At 46.0% G+C, this 20,687-nt stretch carries 17 protein-coding genes; 6 read left to right on the top strand and 11 right to left on the bottom strand.

The genetic code is table 11. From position 1 onward, the window contains the following. Positions 1–142: 142 nt before the first annotated feature. The 3 genes from QUA01_RS06900 to QUA01_RS06890 all read right to left on the bottom strand — a co-directional run bounded on the left by QUA01_RS06900 (position 143) and on the right by QUA01_RS06890 (position 4,358). A complete protein-coding gene (locus QUA01_RS06900; protein WP_333088210.1) occupies positions 143–1,042 on the bottom strand; it encodes a DUF4436 family protein in 900 nt (299 codons plus the stop codon). Between the two features lie 173 nt (positions 1,043–1,215). After that, a complete protein-coding gene (locus QUA01_RS06895; protein WP_333088209.1) occupies positions 1,216–2,712 on the bottom strand; it encodes a carotenoid oxygenase family protein in 1,497 nt (498 codons plus the stop codon). Positions 2,713–2,906: 194 nt separating this feature from the next. Beyond that, entirely contained in the window at positions 2,907–4,358 is a 1,452-nt protein-coding gene (locus tag QUA01_RS06890; protein ID WP_333088207.1) for a folate/biopterin family MFS transporter, read from the bottom strand. A gap of 221 nt (positions 4,359–4,579) precedes the next feature. Between QUA01_RS06890 and QUA01_RS06885 the strand changes: the two genes are divergently transcribed. The 3 genes from QUA01_RS06885 to QUA01_RS06875 are packed head-to-tail and all read left to right on the top strand — an operon-like array spanning position 4,580 to position 6,030. Continuing rightward, positions 4,580–4,930 carry a hypothetical protein gene (locus QUA01_RS06885; RefSeq protein WP_333088204.1) on the top strand — a complete coding sequence of 117 codons (351 nt, stop codon included), beginning with the start codon at positions 4,580–4,582 and terminating at the stop codon, positions 4,928–4,930. Next, complete coding sequence (locus tag QUA01_RS06880; RefSeq protein ID WP_333088203.1) at positions 4,927–5,388, top strand: cupin domain-containing protein; 462 nt, start codon at positions 4,927–4,929, stop codon at positions 5,386–5,388. The genes QUA01_RS06885 and QUA01_RS06880 overlap by 4 nt, the downstream gene beginning before the upstream one ends. Positions 5,389–5,394: 6 nt before the next feature. Then, the gene (locus QUA01_RS06875) at positions 5,395–6,030 is read left to right on the top strand and encodes a class I SAM-dependent methyltransferase (protein WP_333088202.1); all 636 of its coding nucleotides are present in this window, start codon (positions 5,395–5,397) and stop codon (positions 6,028–6,030) included. Positions 6,031–6,418: 388 nt separating this feature from the next. Here the strand turns inward: QUA01_RS06875 and QUA01_RS06870 are convergent, their stop codons facing one another. The 4 genes from QUA01_RS06870 to kdpC all read right to left on the bottom strand — a co-directional run bounded on the left by QUA01_RS06870 (position 6,419) and on the right by kdpC (position 10,602). Then, on the bottom strand, positions 6,419–6,892 hold the full coding sequence (locus tag QUA01_RS06870; RefSeq protein ID WP_333088200.1) for a hypothetical protein: 474 nt from the start codon (positions 6,890–6,892) through the stop codon (positions 6,419–6,421). 366 nt (positions 6,893–7,258) lie between these two features. Beyond that, positions 7,259–8,542 (bottom strand): cation:proton antiporter, encoded by a 1,284-nt coding sequence (locus tag QUA01_RS06865; RefSeq protein WP_333088198.1) that lies wholly within the window; start codon positions 8,540–8,542, stop codon positions 7,259–7,261. Between the two features lie 148 nt (positions 8,543–8,690). Next, entirely contained in the window at positions 8,691–9,830 is a 1,140-nt protein-coding gene (locus tag QUA01_RS06860; RefSeq protein ID WP_333088197.1) for a universal stress protein, read from the bottom strand. Positions 9,831–10,002: 172 nt separating this feature from the next. Next, positions 10,003–10,602, bottom strand: coding sequence for a K(+)-transporting ATPase subunit C (kdpC, locus tag QUA01_RS06855; RefSeq protein WP_442921525.1), 600 nt, complete (start codon positions 10,600–10,602; stop codon positions 10,003–10,005). Between kdpC and QUA01_RS06850 the strand changes: the two genes are divergently transcribed. Continuing rightward, a complete protein-coding gene (locus QUA01_RS06850; protein ID WP_333088425.1) occupies positions 10,577–10,756 on the top strand; it encodes a hypothetical protein in 180 nt (59 codons plus the stop codon). The two genes, kdpC and QUA01_RS06850, sit on opposite strands and share 26 nt — an antisense overlap. A 216-nt stretch (positions 10,757–10,972) precedes the next feature. Here the strand turns inward: QUA01_RS06850 and kdpF are convergent, their stop codons facing one another. From kdpF to kdpA, 3 genes are all read right to left on the bottom strand, one after another. After that, positions 10,973–11,242 carry a K(+)-transporting ATPase subunit F gene (gene kdpF / locus QUA01_RS06845; RefSeq protein WP_333088195.1) on the bottom strand — a complete coding sequence of 90 codons (270 nt, stop codon included), beginning with the start codon at positions 11,240–11,242 and terminating at the stop codon, positions 10,973–10,975. 171 nt (positions 11,243–11,413) lie between these two features. After that, the gene (gene kdpB, locus QUA01_RS06840) at positions 11,414–13,510 is read right to left on the bottom strand and encodes a potassium-transporting ATPase subunit KdpB (protein WP_333088194.1); all 2,097 of its coding nucleotides are present in this window, start codon (positions 13,508–13,510) and stop codon (positions 11,414–11,416) included. A 74-nt stretch (positions 13,511–13,584) separates the two neighbouring features. Then, the gene (kdpA, locus tag QUA01_RS06835) at positions 13,585–15,345 is read right to left on the bottom strand and encodes a potassium-transporting ATPase subunit KdpA (protein ID WP_333088193.1); all 1,761 of its coding nucleotides are present in this window, start codon (positions 15,343–15,345) and stop codon (positions 13,585–13,587) included. A gap of 690 nt (positions 15,346–16,035) precedes the next feature. On the opposite strand from kdpA, the gene QUA01_RS06830 reads away from it, so the two are divergent. Both QUA01_RS06830 and QUA01_RS06825 read left to right on the top strand, forming a co-directional pair. Then, positions 16,036–17,142: a sensor histidine kinase gene (locus tag QUA01_RS06830; protein ID WP_333088192.1), complete on the top strand. Its 1,107-nt coding sequence runs from the start codon at positions 16,036–16,038 to the stop codon at positions 17,140–17,142. Further along, positions 17,132–17,824 carry a response regulator transcription factor gene (locus QUA01_RS06825; protein ID WP_333088190.1) on the top strand — a complete coding sequence of 231 codons (693 nt, stop codon included), beginning with the start codon at positions 17,132–17,134 and terminating at the stop codon, positions 17,822–17,824. The genes QUA01_RS06830 and QUA01_RS06825 overlap by 11 nt, the downstream gene beginning before the upstream one ends. A gap of 361 nt (positions 17,825–18,185) precedes the next feature. Here QUA01_RS06825 and QUA01_RS06820 read toward each other — a convergent pair whose 3' ends face one another. Next, positions 18,186–20,657 (bottom strand): GH116 family glycosyl hydrolase, encoded by a 2,472-nt coding sequence (locus QUA01_RS06820; protein WP_333088188.1) that lies wholly within the window; start codon positions 20,655–20,657, stop codon positions 18,186–18,188. Positions 20,658–20,687 lie beyond the last annotated feature (30 nt).

Genomic DNA, 20,687 nt, shown 5'->3' with positions numbered 1-20,687 from the left:
AGTTAGTAGTCAGTAGTCAGTAGTCAGTAGTCAGTAGGGGCGGTGGATGGTGCGTGCCCGCCCTCTTAACTTAACAGTCAACCGTCAACAGTTAACAGTCAACAGTCAACAGTCAACAGCTAACAGCTAACAATTCCCGCTATCATTCAACCGGCGGATGATACCGCTTCAACCAACAGCTACCAATAATCACCAACGCCACCACAACAATAATTTCAGTCCAAAAAAACGACAGGAAATCGCTAGCAGTTCCCACTGGCGGCACCCCCGGCTGAGCGTTGCGAATTGCCGGAAAAGCAAACAGCATTACACCAGTCCAGCTCAGCATCCCCACTTCCGGCAATTTGCCAGATTTCATCACTTTTAGTGCTAACAACAGCGCCATAATTGACAGCACCCACATGATCACAATAATCACCAAGGCAAAGAATTTCACTGGAAGCGATCGAGTTGCAGAAACATCGATGTAAATAAAGATAGATGAATTTTCTTCCAGCGGGTTATAACTAATGTCGAAGCCGGGAACATCAGCATTAAATTTAAATTTCAGCGGTACTGGATTTACTTGAAAAGGAGCAAATTTTTTACCTATCGAAGCCAGCGGATCGAGGGAAATTGCTACTTTAGCAATGTGCGTGTCAAAGGGATAATTGTTAATTTTTCCCTCGATCAAATTAAACTTTAATGCAGGCACAATCATCGGTTTACCTTCTTTAAAGGTAATTTCTGAATCTTCTACATTCGCACCGTTAACGGTCATTAACAAATCTTGAGCAGGGTAAGTTGGCCCTTTTTTATAAATACCTTTGAGTTCAAATTGCAAGCGAGTTTCTAATTGGTTTTTAACTGGATCTACTCCAATTACTGTCATTTTGACTTCAACCAAGCCTTTTGGTGTTACAGGGATTTCTGGAGATGATTTGTAAGGCTCTTGGGCATTAGCATTGTGAGAGTAAATAGATAAAATAATTGCCAAGAATATGACTGTGCTGCAAATTAAAACGAGTAGTTTTTTGAGATGATTTCTGTTTACAATTTGCATTAATTATGGATATTTGATCATTTAAATTTTTTTGAGCATTTCTACAGCCAACCCTTTACCACAAAGGTTTAATAGTTCGGAATGCGAGTCCTAGTTATGGATGCGGACTCGCATTTTGAACGATCAAACCTTTTTCATCGCAATTTGAGTCCCTCTTGCATCGCTAACAGTTACTACGAATCGATAGGAAGCAGTACATTTGGTGTAAAACTTCCGTGCAAACCGTAGGGAATGTGCTGTTTTAAATGCAGGCGCGCTAGGGGCCCTTTGGTGATGTCGCTAGCATCTAGAATCGCTAAGGTCGATCGATGATTAGCTGCATCATACATCAAAACTAGCAGCCAGCCGTCATCCTCCGCCATAGCGTCGGGACGGGGAACAAAAACAGGTTCCCCCGCAAAACCGCGCGGCGCAGCACTCCAAATTTGCTGTTCTCCTGTCTGGAAATCGATTTTAAGAATAGCTTGCAAAGGAGCATTTCCTGTCGGAGCATCCGCAGCGCCAATATAAAGATATCGGTAAGGCTGTCCGACGTTGTTGGGATGCAATGTCGGAAACTCGCAGCACCGAGTTTCAATTACTTGATGGTTGACAGTTTTTTCATTCAAATTTAACTTAAACCGCCACAATTCCCCCGGTGGAATGCTGTCAAAATCAATCTCGCGAAAATCGCCGTCCGCCTCGACGGTTGGGAATGAGTCGTAGCAAACAGAATCAACAAAAACTTCGCCGTTTTCTTCCCAGGCGTTGCAGTGGTGGAAGACAAAACAAGGTTCGGTTTCTAATACTTTTACCTCGTCGGTGCCGTTGCGGGGAATTAAAATTGCTTGCGTCGGGCGGTTGGGCGAAAATTGAATGCACTGGGATGCACTCCGCATTCCTAACAAGAATGGTAGGGGATTGAAGCTGACGGGATTTTGGAAGAATAGGCAGTAATTCGGGGTAATTACCATGTCGTGCAGGAAGGCAAAACCGGGGATTGCGTGGGCGTGTTTTTGTAAAAGTTTGCCGCTTGTGTCGAGTTCGTAAATGGTGATTGTACTTGACAAACCGGGCTTGACGGAAAAGTTGACTAATCTGTCTCCGGCTCCATTTTTGCCTTTTTCAATTCTGGGGTGGGCGGCGAAGGCTTCACCGGGTTCTAAGATGCCGTCTAGGGTGTCTAATCCGAGTGTTTCTAGGCTGCGGGGGTCGAGTCTGTAGGGCTGTGCTGCTTCCCAGAGTGCTAGCAGTTTGTCGCCCCAATAAATGATGTTGGTGTTGGCTATGTTTTTGATTTTGACGTCAAAGATGTTGGCTGGCCAGCCTCCGGGTTTCTGTGTGCCGAAAACGCCTCGGTGCAGGATTTTTCCGGCTTTTTGTTCGGCGAGATAGCCTTCGGTGCGGACGAATCTGTTGCGGAAGTGGGCGTGGCCGTCGGAAATTGCGATCGCACAAACCATCCCGTCGCCGTCGAAGGGGTGATGGATGCGCTGGCCGTTGACATCTAGCAAACCGGGCCCGTTGCGAAAGAATGTGCCTTGCAAGCCTTCTGGGATTTCGCCTTCGATGTCGTCAATCCAGTAGTCGGATTCGCTGGGTTGGGATTCGTAGCCGCGCTGCCAGTCTGTGCGCGTGTATGATGGTTTTTGGGCGGGTGTTTGGGGTTGGGAATTTTGTAAGTTTTGCATGGGTAGAATAAGCTTTTATTGATTTAACCGCAGAGAGCGCAGAGGGCGCAGAGAGGCTGAAAGTGGGAGAGTGGGAGAGTGGGACAATAGGAAAGGGACACAAAGGCATTGGTCATTAGTCAAAATTGAAGAAATCCCAAATTTTGAATTCTTCCTAATCACTAATGACTAATCACTAATGACTAATGACTTCTTTAGCTATCTGCGGTGCGTTTTTCTGACCTGACTGTCGGTACTAAGTCGGGAAAATATTCGGGTATGAAGTTCTGTCCGCCTTGTTTTGCGCCTCCTAGTTCTGCTTCTAGTAGGGGGAGTGATTGTTGCTCGTTTTCGTCGCTGATTTCTGCATTTTCTGCGGGAAGCCAACTTAGGAATGGCAGGGGTAGCAGTGTGGACAGGTTGGTGATGACTATTAGCAGCCAGAGGTTGTCGAAATTGCGATCGGTAATTCCGAGTAAGTGGGTCAAAAGTGCACCGCCTTCGTGGGAAATAAGTCCGGCTAAGTTGGTGACTGACATTAACACGGCAAATAATGTAGCTTCGACACCGGGAGGACACAATCGCGCCGAGAGAACTAGCACTGGCATATAGGCAATTTGTCCGATTACTGTCAGGATCAGGCTGTCTCCGATGCTGAACCACTGGTCGTCTATTCCTAATGCTCGGTTGGCATGAGTTACTAATAATAATGTAGTCATACCCAAGGCTGTTGCAATTACTGTTGACCAGCCGAAAATTACTCTAAATGGAATTGCTTTGAGGTATCGCTGAAACAGCCAAATACCGAGGAGGGAAGCAATGCTGGTGACGAGGCGCACTCGGCCGAGAAATTCTGGTTGAAAGCCTAATTCGTTGGTGGTGAAGAAGAAGAAGGCGGAGTCTGAACTTGGGGTGGCTTGCCACAGGAAAAGAAAGGCGGTGGGCAACCAAATTGTTTTTTGGGTGACAGCTTGCCGCAGTTGTTTGAATTGGTTTTTTACTGTGTCAAAGTCGGATTGTTTGTTGATTTTTTCTTCGTGAATTAACCAAGCTGTTGCTGATACGATTAGCGGGAAAGATGCGGTGATTAAAAATATGGTTTGGGTTCCCAAGTGTTGCATCAGGTAGCCGCTGAGGTAGGCGGTGATTAGTCCGCCGAGGGCTGATGCGCCCCAGGATAGGGATTGCAGGGAACCTGCGTCGGCGACGGATTCTTTTCTAGCTCTTTCGACTATGAGGGAGTCGGCGATGACGTCGCTGACGGCGAGGGAGAGGGAACTCAGGGCGATCGCCCCTGTGGCGGCCAGTGGCGTGTGTACAATTGTTGCGAGGCTCACCCATGCTGACGTGCCCAAGAGCCCGGAGAGGACGATGTAAGGTCGTCTGCGGTAGCCGAATATGGGCAAACCGTCCGACATGAAGCCGAACAAGGGTTTGATAATCCAAGGTAGGGCGACAACACCCATCATTGCTGATACTTCGGCCGGAGTCATGCCAAGATCGTCTTTCAGGAAGAAGCTGACGGCTAAGCGAGCTAGTCCGAGAATGCCTTGGACGAAGTAAATCAGTAAGATGGCTATGAGTTCGGGGGTTGGCTCATTCCCAAAGAATACTTTTTGTTTTAAAGATTCTTTGAGTTTGCTGGCGCCAGAGGGTGAAAGAAGCATTTTTGCAATATTTCTTAATGAATCTAAATATTATATAACATATTCTTAATGGGTTGCGGAAACTGTCGGAGGTGGAATGTTAGGGTGACGAGCGACTGCCAGCGGGTATAAAATTGTGATGAGCCTGGATTTAAGGACTTTTTGCGATCGATGAAAGCAGAAATTAGAATTGTCTCTCTGGCTGTGGTTTTGGTTTGAGGATTGGGGGCTAATTTAGCTTTATGGCTCAGGGATTTCGATCGGTTTCTGTAGATGGCGTTGATGCGCCTGCTGATTTGTTTGAAAGAAACAAAAACAAGGTTTTTCTGTGGCCTGTGGTGACTACTTTTCGCAGGGGAGAAAGCCTGCAAGCGGTGACGGGAAATCATGCCGAGCAAATTATGATTGATGATTTTCCGGGTAAGCCTTGGCTGCCGATTTTAACGGATTGGGGTAATTGTTTGGTGCGGGCTAATTCGGGAAAATTCTACTACTTTTTTGAAATTTTTGGAATAATTAACCGCGAAGACGCGAAGTACGCGAAGCAAGAAAAGAAAGAGATGTCACAAATACTGAAAGGAGTATTTTTATGATTGTGAATCCTGAAAATGTGCCGGATATTACAGGCTCTAAATATCCCCTGCAATTTCAATCTGCGGTGGCGGGAAGGGTGAAAAAACGCTTGGGCGATGCTGCCGGATTGCAGAATTTTGGGGTAAATTTGGTGAGACTTGCGCCGGGAAGTTGTTCTGCTCTGAGACATTGGCACTCTCGTCAAGATGAGTTAGTGTATGTTCTGGAAGGGGAGATTACTCTGATTTCTAATGCGGGTGAGGAAGTGCTGCAACCGGGTATGGCGGCGGGTTTTCGGGCGGGTGATGCTGATGGGCATCGTTTGGTTAACCGCACGAATGCTGTTGTTGTTTATCTGGAAGTTGGCGATCGCACTCCGGGAGATTCAGCAAATTATCCCGATGATGATTTAATTGCTAAAGCTGACGGTAATAGTTGGATTTTTACTCGCAAAAATGGCGAGATTTATGAGGGTTAAAAAATTATGAGTCAAGTCAATCTTTGGACTTCGGCGGAACACGCTTTGTGGTATCTTGCTAAAGCTGATGGCATTCCTCACCGCACTGAAGGTGAAGCGGTTTTGTTGGAGGAAGTGCCGCCAACTGTGCGCCGGATTCTGGATGTGGGCACGGGTGATGGACGGTTGTTGGGTTTGCTGAAGTGCGATCGCCCGAATGTTGAGTGTGTGGCGATCGACTTTTCGCCGACAATGCTGGAAAAAGCCAGAATTCGTTTTGCTGATGACCAGAATGTCACGGTAATCGAGCACAATTTTGACGAATCGCTGCCGGATTTGGGCACGTTTGATGCGATCGTTTCTAGTTTTGCGATTCATCACGTAAATAACGATCGCAAATTAGCCCTCTACACCGAGATTTTTGAGCTTTTGGAACCCGGAGGCATTTTTTGCAATTTGGAGCACGTAGCGTCCCCAACAAAGGCTTTGCACGAGAAGTTTCGAGAGGCGCTTGGTATTAGCGATTCCCCCGACGATCCGTCTAATAAATTGCTCGATATGGAAACGCAATTGCGCTGGTTTAGAGAAATTGGTTTTACAGATGTAGATTGTTATTGGAAGTGGCGGGAACTCGCTTTGTTAGTTGGGGTGAAACCAGTTTAGCAGCCGATCTGGGTAAGGACACGGCAGTTCCGTGTCCTTTTAAAATTGGAAATAGTCACACTTAGTAAGGTGCCTCAGATTTTTAAACCCTCAATAATCATTCTAGAAATTCACCTGAGGCACCCTACAGCTTGATTTGAGTATGCCAGTTGTTTAAGTCCTGAATATAAGAGGTTGCTGTCGTAGTAGAAGTCAATCGCGAACAGTTCTGGTTATTTGAAAATAACCCACAGAGTATTGAGGAGAGAACAGCCGAACTCTTAACCCAAACGATACAGAAAGCAACCGTTTTTTGGAGTAGCAAGCAAATTGAACCTCCAATTTACACTTTTAGTTAGTTGGGATGGAAGATATTGTCCGGTCGCTCGCACATTGGGATCTTACCCAGTTAGAGGGCTGTTTTAAGAGTTATTAACAAAACGATCGAATTAACAACAAACAAAAAGGTATAAAAAATAGAGATTGATGGAGCGCAGATAGCTCGACCTAAAGAAGGCATTTTAATTGTTTTTAATGAACCGAGCGGGTGAACAAGACCTTCCGGAATTGAGCGAGTATTAAAACTTTCATCTAAGGCGCTTTCATCATTCAAGAATTGGGTAATTGCATGGACTCTTTGTATGTAATACAATTGCACCTTCCAGTAGGTAGCTTCTAAAAACCAGAAACCAAAAATTATAACGTATCCTAGGGGAACCAACGCATCTATTTTGCTTGTAAAAACCCAACCAACTAACGCTACCCAAATGGTAATTGCAGTAGTTTTTAATTGCATCATAATTGTTGTGAAATTAGCTATTTTTGTCTCTAGTTCCTCTGCTCCTTGTTGCAGCATTGCTAGCTGAAATTCAAATCGATCCATGTGTGATTCCGCGAACGTTTATATTAGACTTCTTGCAAAAATAGTTAGGATGCTGCTCAGAGCAACGTCCCACAAAAATCTTTTTGCTTGTGGGATGGGCTTCTAGCCCGTCCCAAAATTTGATTAAAAAGACTTTTGCAAGAGGTCTATTAGAGTTATCGAAAAAATTATAATCTTTTTTTCTTTCGGTGTCGTTAGAGAACTTCGCCTGACGCACCCTACAAGTCGATTTTAGATTATACAGTAAGGTGCGTCAGCTCCCGAAATTCCCGATCGCCGTTAGAGAACTTCGCCTGACGCACCCTACAAGTCGATTGTTGTGTGACAGTTGCATCCAAGACTATTAAAGTCACGCACCTTACTGAATTAAATTAAATCCGGTACTTTTGGTTTAATTCGCCGCTCGTACCAGTTCATTAACGGGGTGGAACTAATGCCGTGCAGAATCACAGAAAGTACGATGGTTGAAAAGGTAATCCAGGCAATTTTCTCGCCTGTTTCTCCTTTCAAACCGTGACCTAAAGCATAGGTAAGATAATAGATAGAACCGACCCCGCGAATGCCAAACCAACCGCACAGCAAGCGGCTGGCTGGATGTAAAGGACTGCCGATCGTACTGATCCAAGCTCCCACAGGCCGGATAAAAAAGATTAACAATCCAGCTACTAAGAGCGAGTAGCCTCCATAAGCGAGCATAGGTTCTAGGCGCAGGAGCGAACCTAAGAGTAAAATAGTTCCTACTTCCATTAACTTTTCAATGCGCTCGGTAAAGTGCAGTTGGGAAAGCGGTTTTTCTGGGTTGCGGTAACTCCGCTGCACCACAATTCCTGCTACAAAAACTGCGAGAAATCCGTAGCCGTTGACTACTTCTGTGAGGGAATATGCGATCAGAATTGTGCTGAGAGCAATGAAATCTTCCATTAATTGATCTGCCTGTCGATAGTGTTGGAGTTGGCGATCGATCCAGGTGACGGCTTTAGCTACTAAAATTCCCATAACGATAGCTGCGCCAATCGCCCAAATCAAGTCAACTGCCACCCACTGCGAAAACCAGTTCGGCCAATTGTTATCTTTTAGTGCATGAATGCCGAAATAAACAAAGGGAAAAGCTAAAGCATCGTTCAAACCGCCTTCGGATGTTAAGCCAAAGCGCAATTCATCGCGATCGTCTATATTTGCTAACTGAACTTCTGAGGCTAAAACAGGATCGGTGGGAGCGAGAATTGCTCCCAATAAAATTGCCGCCCCCCAATCTAATTTCACAAACCAATGACCGACAGCCGCAACCGCAAAAATAGAAATTGGCATTAAAAAACCTATCAGCCGCGCTGTGGAATTCCAAGCCCAAAGTTGCAGCGGGCGATTCATTTTTAAGCCGCAACTGAATAGAGAAACAATAACTACAAATTCTGCAAGTCTTTCTAAAAATTGAGCTTCGGGACGCAAGTCAATCAGCTTGACGCCGTAGGGCCCCAATCCGATACCGACAATTAGATAAATTAAGGCATAAGATACAGGCAATCGGGAAATCCATCCCGAACCCAAGGTAACGGTAAGCAGGAGGATGCCAATAACTAGCAAGTCAAGAATGTAATCATCCACCATAGGGATCGCACTTTTAATCAGGTTTAACAAGTGCGATTTTGGCATTTAAAAGCTTTTGACGCATCTACCAACCGCTAGAGTCTGTTATCCTCCGAAAGTTATATTTATTTATTTATTTATTTGTTATCTGTTATCTGTTATCTGTTATTTGTAACCAATGACTAACAACTGCCAACTAACAACTGCCAACTGACTAATGACTTTTTTCGGTAGCAATGATGTGCAAATCTACGTGTTTGAGCGATCGCACTAACTGTTGAGTCAAAGAACCCCGCAGCAGCAATTTCCACCGCGATTGCTGGCTTTCACCGATCACAATTTGAGTAATGCGATACTCTTTAGCTACATCGGAAATTGCTTTGGCTATTTTATTACCGTTGACTCGCAAAAATTGTCCGTTAAATTCCTGACAGAGTTTCTCACAAGTTTCAACGTGCAAGCTTTCTGCTTTTGTTAAAAATTTGTCTGGATCGTTAACAAACAAAGCATAAAAGGGAGCATTCATGTAGTTAGCAATCCTCCCGCCCCGCCGCAGCAGTTGCAAGGAATTGGGATAAGTCGAGACGCATACTAAAACTCGTTCGTGAATGTTGCAATATTGACCTTTTAAAGTTGCTGCGTCCTCTTCAACGTTGTCTGCAACTTCTCGCAGGGCGAGTTCTCGCAAAGCAATTAAATGACGGCGCTGGAAAAAGTTTTTTAAAGATTGTTCAATTTTTTCGGGTGCATAAATTTTGCCTTCTCGCAACCGTGTCTCTAAAGTTTCCGGCGTGACATCAATAACCACTACTTCGTCAGCTTCTTCTAGAATGCGATCGGGAATTCTTTCTCTGACTACAACTCCGGTAATTCGCGCTACTAAATCGTTGAGGCTTTCGATGTGCTGAATGTTGAGGGTGGAGAAAACATCAATTCCAGCATTCAGAACTTCTTCGACATCTTGATATCGTTTTTCTCGCTGAGAACCGGGAATATTTGTATGGGCTAGTTCGTCAATTAATGCTAATTGGGGGCGGCGCAATATGACAGCTTCCACATCCATTTCGGCTAGCATTTTTTCGCCGCGCAGCATTTGTTTTCGCGGCACTATTTCTAATCCTTTTCCTTTTTCGGCGGTTTCTTTTCGCCCGTGGGTTTCTAACAGTCCGACAACTACGTCAATGCCTTCTAATTTGAGTCTATGCCCTTCTTCCAGCATTCGGAAAGTTTTGCCGACACCGGGGGCCATGCCGATAAATATTTTGTGTTTTCCCCGGCGGGTGCGATCGCAAGTACGGTTGGGTTGGGCATAAACCGCGTCTGAATTGTTGGTGAGTTCGCTAGAGTGAATCATAGCTTAATAGATAAGTTGGCAGTTGGCAGTTGGCAGTTGACAGTTGGCAGTTGGCAGTAGTTAACAGTCAACAGTCAACAGTCAACAGTTAACAGTCAACAGCTAACAATTCCCTAATGACTAATGACTACTGACTAATGACTAATAACTACTGACTACTGACTCTAAATTATTATAAACTATCGAGAGCTAAATTGAGTTTGAGGACGTTAACTCCCGGTTCTCCAAAAATGCCTAAGAATCGGCTTTCTGTATTTTTGGATACCAAGATTTCTACTTGATTGAGATTGAGCGATCGCACTTTTGCAATCCGCTCAATTTGCGCCCTAGCTGATTCTACGCTAATGTGCGGATCGAGGCTAGAACCGGAGGTGTAAACTAAATCCGCCGCAGGTTTGATGCCAGCTTGGCTGAGGCGGGAAAATTCAACTTGCACCCCTTGAAAACCATCTTTTTTATTGCCTCGACGCAGCAAATCAGAGTTACTGGGAGCAAGGTTGCTAGCTCCCGAAACGCCAGTTCTTTGAGCTAAATTATCTGCCTTGGTCGGGTCGAAATCAGTAACTGCAAAGCTGCTGTAATTTGTGGTACTGGGGCGGCTCCAAAAATACTTTTCCGAGGTGAATGATTGACCGATTAACGATGAACCGACTACAACTCCCTGCTTAGTAATTAAGCTGCCATTCGCCTGCGAGTTGAAGGCGACTTGACCGATTACTAGCACGATTAAGGGATAAATAATTGCGGTGATTCCCCACAAAACTAAGGTCACGCGAATCGCTCTGATTATCTCTCTCATAAATTACCTCAATGAAGGAAGTTCGGCAACGGATTATGTAACGGATGTAACGGATGTAACGGATGTAACGGATGTAAGTCCGTCGGAAGAAGGAAGAAGGAAGAAGGAAGAAGTCATTAGTCATTAGTCATTAGTCATTAGTCATTTTGCCCGCTCCCGAAGTGGAAGGGTAGTCATTAGTGCTGTCCCCCGGAGCTTTCCGTCCAATGTCATCAGGAAGAAGTAAGAAGGAAGAAGGACACAGGAGGCCCAGAGATCGGGTTTTTGCGAAATATTTCGTTTGAGCGCACAGATTCGGTAAACAACCCGGTTTCTAAGAGTCGGCGCGCATTAAACGCTATACCTAAAATTTTTCCGGTTGGAAAATTACAGTAAACAAATAAACTGCGAGTCCGATGATTACTAAACCCAAAAGGCTTAAACCCCATGCAGCTTTTTTGGTTAAACCTTCATCCGCAGCGGCATAAACAGCGGGTGCAATTATTAAGTTAAAGCACATTACTAGAAATAGCTGTACCGGGATTGGGTGGCGCTGCCACAGCATTTGTCCTAACTCAACGGTGTCTTGAAAATTTCTAGGCAAAATATCATTTAGCAAATCGTTTCGTTTCATAATCCCTCCGATTTTGGCGATCTAAAGTCGAGACAGAGCCTCTATATCTGCGTTCCCAGGCTATACCAGGGAACGAGTTTAAAACGAGGCGATGACTAATGACTAATGACTAATGACTAATGACTGATGACTGATGACTAATGACTAATGACTACTGACTGATGACTTCTTCTATGCTAACCCGACGGCGACAATCAAAACATCGATAACTTTGATGGCAATAAACGGTGCAACTGCTCCGCCCAATCCGTAGATTAAAATGTTCCGCTGCAATAGTTGATTTGCTGTCAGCGGTCGAAATTTTACCCCGGTTAATGCTAGGGGAATTAATGCGGGAATAATTAAAGCATTGTAAACTAATGCGGATAAGATTGCTGATTGACCGCTGGCTAAACCCATGATATTTAAAGCGCCAACGGGGGCAAACATTGCCGGAATAATGGCAAAATATTTGGCTATGTCGTTGGCTAGGGAAAATGTGGTCAGCGCGCCGCGAGTAATCAGCAATTGTTTGCCAATTGTCACTAAGTCAATGAGTTTTGTGGGGTCAGAATCTAAGTCCACCATGTTTGCAGCTTCTTTGGCGGCTTGGGTTCCAGAATTCATCGCGAGTCCCACGTTTGCTTGGGCTAGTGCGGGTGCGTCGTTGGTTCCGTCTCCTGTCATTGCTACTAATTTGCCTTCTGCTTGTTGCTTGCGAATTACTTCGATTTTGTCTTCGGGAGTTGCTTCGGCAATGAAGTCGTCAACTCCGGCTTCGTCGGCAATTACTGATGCTGTAATTCGGTTATCTCCGGTGAGCATGATGGTGCGAATTCCCATTTTTCGGAGTTGGTCAAACCGATCGCGAATTCCCGGTTTAATCACATCTTTCAAATAGATAATTCCGTAGGTGTCGCTACCTTGACAAACAGCTAACGGCGTGCCTCCCAAGCGCGAAACTCGCTCGTAAGCTTCATCGAGATCCGCGCCGATATTGCCGCCGCGCGATCGCACAAAACCCTTCACCGCATCCACCGCACCCTTGCGAACCTCCGTACCATCGGGTAAATCGGTACCCGACATCCGGGTTTTTGCCGAAAAATCCAGCCCGGTTGCGTTAGCGCGATCGAATTTTGCTGTAGCGCCCAACTTTTCCGCCAAACGGACGATCGACTTTCCCTCTGGAGTCTCGTCAAACACGCTAGCAGCCAGCGCCACACTCGCAACCTGATCCAGCGAATGACCGTTTACCGGAATAAACTCCTCGGCTAAACGGTTCCCCAGCGTGATCGTCCCCGTTTTGTCCAAAATCAGTGTATTCACGTCACCGCAAGCCTCTACGGCGCGCCCAGAGGTCGCTATGACGTTAAATTGAGCAACGCGATCCATCCCCGCAATGCCGATCGCGCTCAACAAACCGCCAATGGTTGTTGGAATCAGCGCCACCAGCAGCGAAATCAGCGTTACCACGCCCACGGGAGTTTTCACGTAATTGCCGATCGGCGGAATCGTTGACACCACAATCAAAAACACCAGAGTCAGCACCGCCAGCAGCACCGTCAGCGCGATCTCGTTCGGCGTTTTCGAGCGTTCAGCGCCCTCCACCAGCGCGATCATCCTGTCCAAAAACCCCTTACCGGGGTCGGCCATCACCCGCAGCGTCAGTTCGTCGGAAAGGATGCGCGTCCCGCCGGTAACGGAACTGGCGATGTCCGAACCCGGTTCCTTGAGCACTGGGGCGGATTCGCCGGTGATCGCAGATTCGTCCACAGATGCGACACCTGCGATCACTTCGCCGTCAGCGGGAATGACATCGCCTGCGATCACTTTAATTTGATCGCCACGTCTCAGGGCTGTCGAACTTACTTCTTGAATTGAACCGTCTGGTAAGAGTTTGCGGGCTGTGGTGTCGGCTTTGGTCGATCGCAGCGCGTCTGCTTGCGCTTTGCCGCGCCCTTCTGCTACCGCTTCGGCAAAATTAGCAAATACCAAAGTGAAGAACAAAATAAATGTGACTAAACCGTTGAAAACTCTCTGATTTTCGCCGGGAACCGGGCCGAACAGCGTGGGGTCGATCGTTAATAATGCAGTCACAATTGTGCCAACCCACACCACAAACATCACTGGATTTTTCAGTATCACCCGCGGGTTTAGCTTGACAAAAGCTTCTTTGAAAGCTCTTTGATAAAGACCTTTTGTATTTGCTTTGGGCGTATGTTTGCGAGACTCGCGAGGGCCTCTGGAACGGGAATCTTTTTGAGAATTGGGGGTATTGGAAGAAGCCATAATTTGGATTTTAATGAACCGCAGAGGACACAGAGAACACGGAGAAAGAGGAGGGTAAGGCTGACAATTTTTCGCTACTGAGGTGGAGGAGTTGGTGTTGCTAAAGGTGTTGTGGGTGCAGTTATCGTTGTGGGTTCCAACTTAGCGCTGCTAATTTCAAATCCTTCTGCAATTGGCCCTAAAGCTAGAACTGGGAAAAATGTCAGCGCGCCCAGAATTATGATTACTCCTGCTGTGACGCTGGTGAATAAAACTGAGTCTGTTCTGAGTGTTCCGGTTGTTTCGGGAACCAGTTGTTTGTTTGTCATGCTGTCAGCTAAAAGCAGCAGGGCAAAAATCGGAACGTAGCGCCCTAAAAGCAAACTAAAACAGGTGCTTAAATTCCACCAAAGTCCGGTAGATGCGGGTTGAGAATCTCCTAATCCTTCAAAGCCAGAACCGTTGTTAGCTGCGGCTGAAGCGTATTCGTACATCACCTGTGAAATGCCGTGAAATCCGGGGTTGCTGATGCCGCTCAAGCTGTCGGTAAAGGCGAGTGTAATTGCGCCAGGGATTAAAACTGCGATCGGGTGAACTAACAAAACCACGCTGGCTAAAACAATTTCCTGCTTTTCAATTTTACGTCCCAAAAATTCGGGCGTTCTTCCTACCATCAATCCTGTGAGAAATACGCTCAAAATCAGGTAAATAAATAAGTAAGCTGTTCCGGTTCCTTGTCCGCCCCAAACAATTTGCAGAAACAAGTTAGACAGAGTAGCAAAACCTGCGGGAGGCATTAAAGAATCGTGCATTCCGTTCACGGCGCCGCACATTGTGCCAGTTGTAGTCACGGCCCAAAGGGCGGTTTGCGACCAGCCAAATCTAACTTCTTTACCTTCTAAATTTGGTTGCACGGAACCCAGTAAATTATTGACTTGAGGATTGCCTTGATATTCGCCAATTGCGGCAGTGCCAATCAAGACAACATAAATTATAAATACCATCCAAAAAATCAGCCATCCCTGCTTTTTGTTGTTGGCAAATTTGCCGTAGGTGTGAATCAGCGCTGCTGGGATGGAAACCATTGCTAGTGTTTCCAGCAGGTTAGTAAAAGGGTTGGGATTTTCAAAGGGGTGAGCCGAGTTAATGGCAAAAAATCCGCCGCCGTTTTCTCCGAGTTGTTTGATGCTTTCAAAGTGAGCTACTGGGCCGCGGGCAATTACTTGTCTGCCTCCTTCTAAGGTGGTGGCAACTTCTGGACCCGCGAGGGTTTCCGGTACTCCTGAAATTAGCAATAGCAACGCGATTATTAAAGATAATGGCAGGAGAATTCTGGTAATTGATTGAATTAAATCGATGTAAAAGTTACCTAACGGGCGGCCGGTCAGTCCCCGAATAAAGGCGATTCCTACTGCTAAACCTGTGGCGGCTGAGGTAAACATTAAAAAACCCAAAGTTAACTGCGATAGATAACTATATGTTGTCTCGCCGGAGTAATGCTGTTGGTCGGTATTTGTGAGGAATGAAATTGTTGTGTGTAGGGCGGTATCCCAGGTTGGTGCGCTGAGGCTGGTGGGATTTAAAGGTAGCACTCCCTGAAGCATGAAGATTAGAAAAACAAATATGCCCATTGCTACATTGCTGTATAATAGCGATCGGGCATATTGCCAGCCTGTCATGGAATCTACAACACGGATGTTGCCTGCTTTATAGATGAGTTGTTCTACTGGTTTAATGGCGGGATCGAGGATGGTTCGTTCTCCCATGTACACCCGCGCCATGTAATTGCCCAAGATGGGCGCGATCGCGATTAAAATGATTAGGGTTAATCCGATTTGAGTTAATCCTTGCAGCATAACTTAGTTAAAAAATCCTCGTTGTTGAATAAATCCGCTTCACTCCTCGGAAAATAGCTTCGGAAGGAAGTCCACAAAACCGGGTGAATTTTCTTTAAGGTTGCTTCTAGTTCGGGGCCTATCGCCCGATTAATTGCTACTGCTAAAATACGATCTCCGCAGAAAATCGTTGGAATTTCGCTGGCTATAATTAATCGGTTTTCTCTTGTTAATCCCAAGCAATAGCAGTTATTTGGCAATTGTATGGCACTTAGTGCTATGCCACAATAACTGCTGTTGAATTGGATCGGTATTTGAATGAGTTTTGGTTCTGCAAAGCTCATGAACGACTCCCGCAGGCCGCAAGGTTAGGTTTACTTTTATTGATTAGTCTACAGAAGTTTGGGGTGTTTGATAATTAGTCATAAGATATAAGTTACTGTTTAGAATTTATGCTTATCTGCCATATATTTTTACTAATAGGCGAGCGTTTAGATGATGTTTGAAGTCTATACTTGCAGGTATAGATTTTGTCTAAACGCTATTTTTGGGGGGACAATGTACGGAATATTTCAGGATTTACGCACTCCGACTCAAAAAATCGGCTTTTTAGCGGAATTAATGGCTATAATTGAGTTTTTTGGTAAAAGATCCCGGTTTCTGAGGGTCAATCTTTCCGGGACGGGTCATTTTAAAATGGATTGATTAGGAATGTTTAAAAGCTTATTAAAAATCCCCAAGAATGTACTAATTCAAGAGAAGTATTTGCGCGGAAGATGGTCGATCGCACTTTTATTTGCGATCGTCGCACTGCTGGAATTTACCACGCCGTCTGAATATCTTTTTGGATACTTGTACACGGGGCCGATTTTACTGGCAAATTCGCGCCTGAGTCGGTTGGGTAAGTTGCAAATTACGCTGGTAGCGGCAGCTTTGACGCTGTTAAATTTGTTTGTTCCTCCCGGAGAAACGATCGCCCTAGCAACTGTTGCAAATAGAGCGATCGCAGTTATGGCTTTGGGAGTGACGGGATATTTGAGCGATCGCAACCAGCAGTACCAAGAAGCGATCGCGATCGCCAAAGCTCAGTTGCAGTCTCAGCAGCAGCTAGCCAGCATCCGAGAGGATTTTGTGTCTACTTTGACTCACGACTTGAAAACGCCGATGCTGGGGGCGATCGAAACAATTAAAGCTTTTAAATCGGCAAAATTTGGCGATGTTACTCCCAGTCAGCAAAAGGTTCTCGAAACAATGGCGCGATCGCACAAAATGTCACTACAATTAGTAGAAACGCTGTTGGATGTTTACCGCAACGATACTGAAGGTTTGAAACTGCAACTTGCGCCCGTAAATTTAGTAGCTTTAGCAACAGAGGTAATCGCCACACTCGCAGATTTATCGGCGGCGCGTCGAGTTTATATTAGTACGAGTTACGGAGAGTCAGATTTCCGTCGCTCCTTGTGGGTAAACGGCGATGCAGTCCAACTCCAGCGCGTTTTTGTTAATTTGCTAACAAACGCGCTCAACCATTCTTCCCGAGGCGGCAAAGTAGAAATTGTGATGGCATCTCATTCAAATTATCAGGTAGTGAAAGTGAGCGATAGCGGGTTGGGAATTACCGCAGGGGAACTCTCGCACCTATTCGAGCGTTTTTATCAAGGAAATAGCGATCGACAAGCTAAAGGATCGGGATTGGGATTATACTTATCTCGCCAAATTATTGACGCGCACGGCGGTATAATTTGGGCAGAAAACAAATTACCCCACGGTGCTTTGTTTGGATTCCGACTACCAGCAATCTCCGCCAATGAAACCTAATTCTCCCTTACGAATTCTGCTAGTTGAAGACGACGAACTGTTTCGGTTGGGACTGCAAACTCGATTGCAGCAGGAAAGTTGCTTGCAAATAATTGCCGAGGCGGAAGATGGCGAAACTGCGGTTGAATTGACTCAAGAATACTTGCCGGATGTGGTGGTTTTGGATGTAGGTTTGCCGGGAATTGGTGGCATTGAAGCGTGCCGCCAAATTAAGCAGCGACATCCAGAAATTCCGGTTTTAATTTTAACATCCCATTCCCAAAAATCGTTAATTGAAAGATTGATGGCTGCGGGAGCTCACGGATATTGTCTCAAGGGAATTGCGGCGGAAACTTTGGTTTTGGCAATTCGATCGGTAGCGTCGGGCGCTTCTTGGTGGGATAAGGGCGCAACTGCGGAAATTAGGGCAGTTTTTACTCATCCTGAACCTGTGAAAGTCGGGGGAAAATCGGAAGTTTTAGACAATCCGCTGACGAAGCGAGAACAGGAAATATTGGCTTTAGTTGCTAGTGGGAAAAGCAATCAGGAAATTGCACAAATATTGTACATTGTGCCGGGGACTGTGCGGGTGCACGTTCACGCGATTTTGCAAAAGTTAGAAGTGCGCGATCGCACTCAAGCAGCAGTGCTCGCCATTCAGAAAGGATTGGTAGCAGAAGAACTGTTAGGCGATCGATCTTAAGTCTGGTAGTTGATAATAATTGAGACTTACGCATCAAACCCAAAGAAACCCGGTTTTTTTGAGATTGAGGGTTTTCAGGCGTGTATTTTCCCAAAAACCCGGTTTCTAGCTATAATACAGCGTATTCCAGGTTGATGAAATACACACTCCCAACCGGGTTTCTTTACAGTTCTTGCATCATATCAATTCCGGTTGCACTCCTCATGATGTTAACTGTTAACTGTTAATTGTTAACAGTCAACAGTGCAGGCGATAGTATAGTTTACGGTTGCTGTTGAACGATCGAACCAGTCTTGATGCTGATGACGCAAAGCCTCAAGAAAAGAGAGATCAATAAATCAGAGGCGGCATTAATTAGTGTTCACCTGCCAACATCTGCGGTTTTACGATTCAAAACATAGTAAATCGCCCAAATTGCCATCGCCCGCAAATAGTGACTCGCCCGAAAAGTTCCCCCCGCCGTAATCGCTTCCGGCGTGCGAAACTGCAACCCATTCTCATAAATCTGCTTCACCACCGCATCCGTCAATTTAAAGGCTTTATCCTCCATCCCCATCTGTACCAAAAAAGCAGCCAACCCAAAATTAATCCCCGTCCAAACTTCCAAAGGATGAGTCGCATTGGGATTTTCCGGCGAACCGTTCAGCATTACCCCATTCGCAGCCCCAAACTCGCCATCGTTGAACTTCAAAAAACAAGAATCGTACACAGTTTCTAAAGCGCTGACTGCACATTCCGGTGGCACAATATCCGGCAATCCTAACAGCTTCGCGTAAAATTGACCGCACAGTTGGTCGGTCATCACCACTTCGGAATTACTCTCGCTGTCCAAACGGTAATATTGACCGTTCCACAGTTTTTCTTGATAGCTCGGTCTGGCTTGTAACAGCCAACTGTGATATAATACTATCTTTGTTTGAGGGTTAGGAATTATCTCCGGTGCTGCATCTTCCAAGATTTCGCCGATCGCGATCGCACTCTCCAGCGCCGCCAACCACAAACCCCCGCAATACGCACTTATTCCCCGCATTTGCCAATCATCAAACGTCTGATCCGGGGCTCCCGAATTCTCAGGAATGCCGTCGCCATCCTCATCAAAGGTTTTCAGATAAGCCAAAGCCTCAACAATTGCCGGCCAACAATCTTGCAAAAACTCGCAATCTGTGCCGCCAGTCAACAGGAAGTCACGATAAACCTGCAATACAAAATCGCAAGGTAAATCCTTCCACAAATTGCAATCTTGATAGCTAGTATAATTCGTTTTCTCCCAAGGATGTTCGTTAGGCGCGCCCAAATCGTGCGGTGTCGCACCGACGGCTTTTCTAATCGCCGAAGCTTGATTCCAGCCAACAATTCTCGGCGTATCGTCTCCCGCAGAAATTGCCCTAGCAAAAGCAATCATTACCGACTTTTCTAATTCCGGCCACAGCATCAACAAAGCAAAAGAACCGTAAAGCCGCACGTCCAAACTTTCGTACCAACGGTAATCAATGCACTCTAAAACCCCAAATTGACCCTTCGGATCCCGTTCGTCCGCCGCACTCCAAAGAGTACCGCCGTCAGTCAAAATGTACAACTCATTAAACAGCGCCATTTTGAAACTGTCGGACAAATCTGTGCGTTCTAAAATAGGTTTTTGCCAAGCTTCAATACTTTCGCGCCAAGTATCCGAATGCTTCATCGCCGTGCGAATAATCGGCCAAACATTTTTGCCATTCCGCCCGAAGAAATCGGTATAGCGGCGGTAGTACCAAACTCCCGATGCAAACTCAGTAACGGGCAAATCCCAAGCTATAATAAAGGGAATTTTGCGAGTTTTTCCCGGTCGAATAGTAAAGCGAACTGCGATCGCACAAGCCAACTGTTCTCCGGCGGCTGCGGCTGTCTCATCTTTGTCATCCAACAAGAAACCTTCAGCAGAAAAGTTGCGCCAAATTTCGTCACCGTTCCCCGCCGGGTTCCAGCGAGTTTGGTAAAATACTTCTACCGCTGGATTAGTAATAGTTGCGATCGCCCATTGTCCATCCCCCTCTTGGGGTTCGTCCTCAGCAGTCAACCGCGTCATCACGCAACCGATTCGGTGAAAATCTTCCACCAACAAATTCATATTCCCGGCACTTTCTCCCCACCGGGATTGATAGTCATAAAATGGACTGCCATCATCTCGCACCATCACTTCCGGCGACTTGTTGGCATTAGTAAACCAACCGACAATATTCTCCCAAGTCAGCATGATGCTGAGAGTAATCGGCGCATCTGTAGGATTGTGCGCTACCCATTCAAACATGGCAACTGGGTAACTGCTTTCCTGATAATTGTTAGGCAAAATTGGCGAAAATTGCTCGCAGCTTAATTGAGCCTGAAACACATTTTCGTAAACAAACCAACTGCGCGGATACAAAGCATGATAACTCCCCGAAGAATTAGACTCTTCCCCGGTTCTTTCTTCTTCTTCCCTTCTTCCTTCTTCCTTCTTCTTTTTTCCTTCCGATGGATACCATTTCCAACTAGATAAACTGCCATCGGTAGGCGGTTCAGTGGAAAGTGCAAAAGCTTGTTTCTTGCCTTGAGTTTCTTCAAAAACGCTGAACTGACAAGCGGGCAAACTGCGAAAAATGTGCTCGCCGCCGTCAATGTGCCAGAGGTTAAAGTCGCCGCGGGACGATCGCCCGATGCAGCCGGCACCGAACCCACCCAGAGGCATTCCGTGCCAGGGCCCGTCGTCTAGATTGCTGGCGTAGCGGACTGTATAGGGATTCTCCCAACCCATGCCTATGGGACGTTTCCAGGTTTGTGGGGGGATGTTTGGATGAGATGTGCGATCGTTATTCATGTGATTAATCTTAGCGCTCGATCGAGCTTT

The sequence above is a fragment of the Microcoleus sp. S36a_B3 genome, from assembly GCF_036700745.1.
Lineage (GTDB): Bacteria > Cyanobacteriota > Cyanobacteriia > Cyanobacteriales > Microcoleaceae > Microcoleus.
The sequence above is the reverse complement of the archived record's forward strand: the minus strand, read 5'-3'. Positions and strand labels throughout refer to the sequence as shown.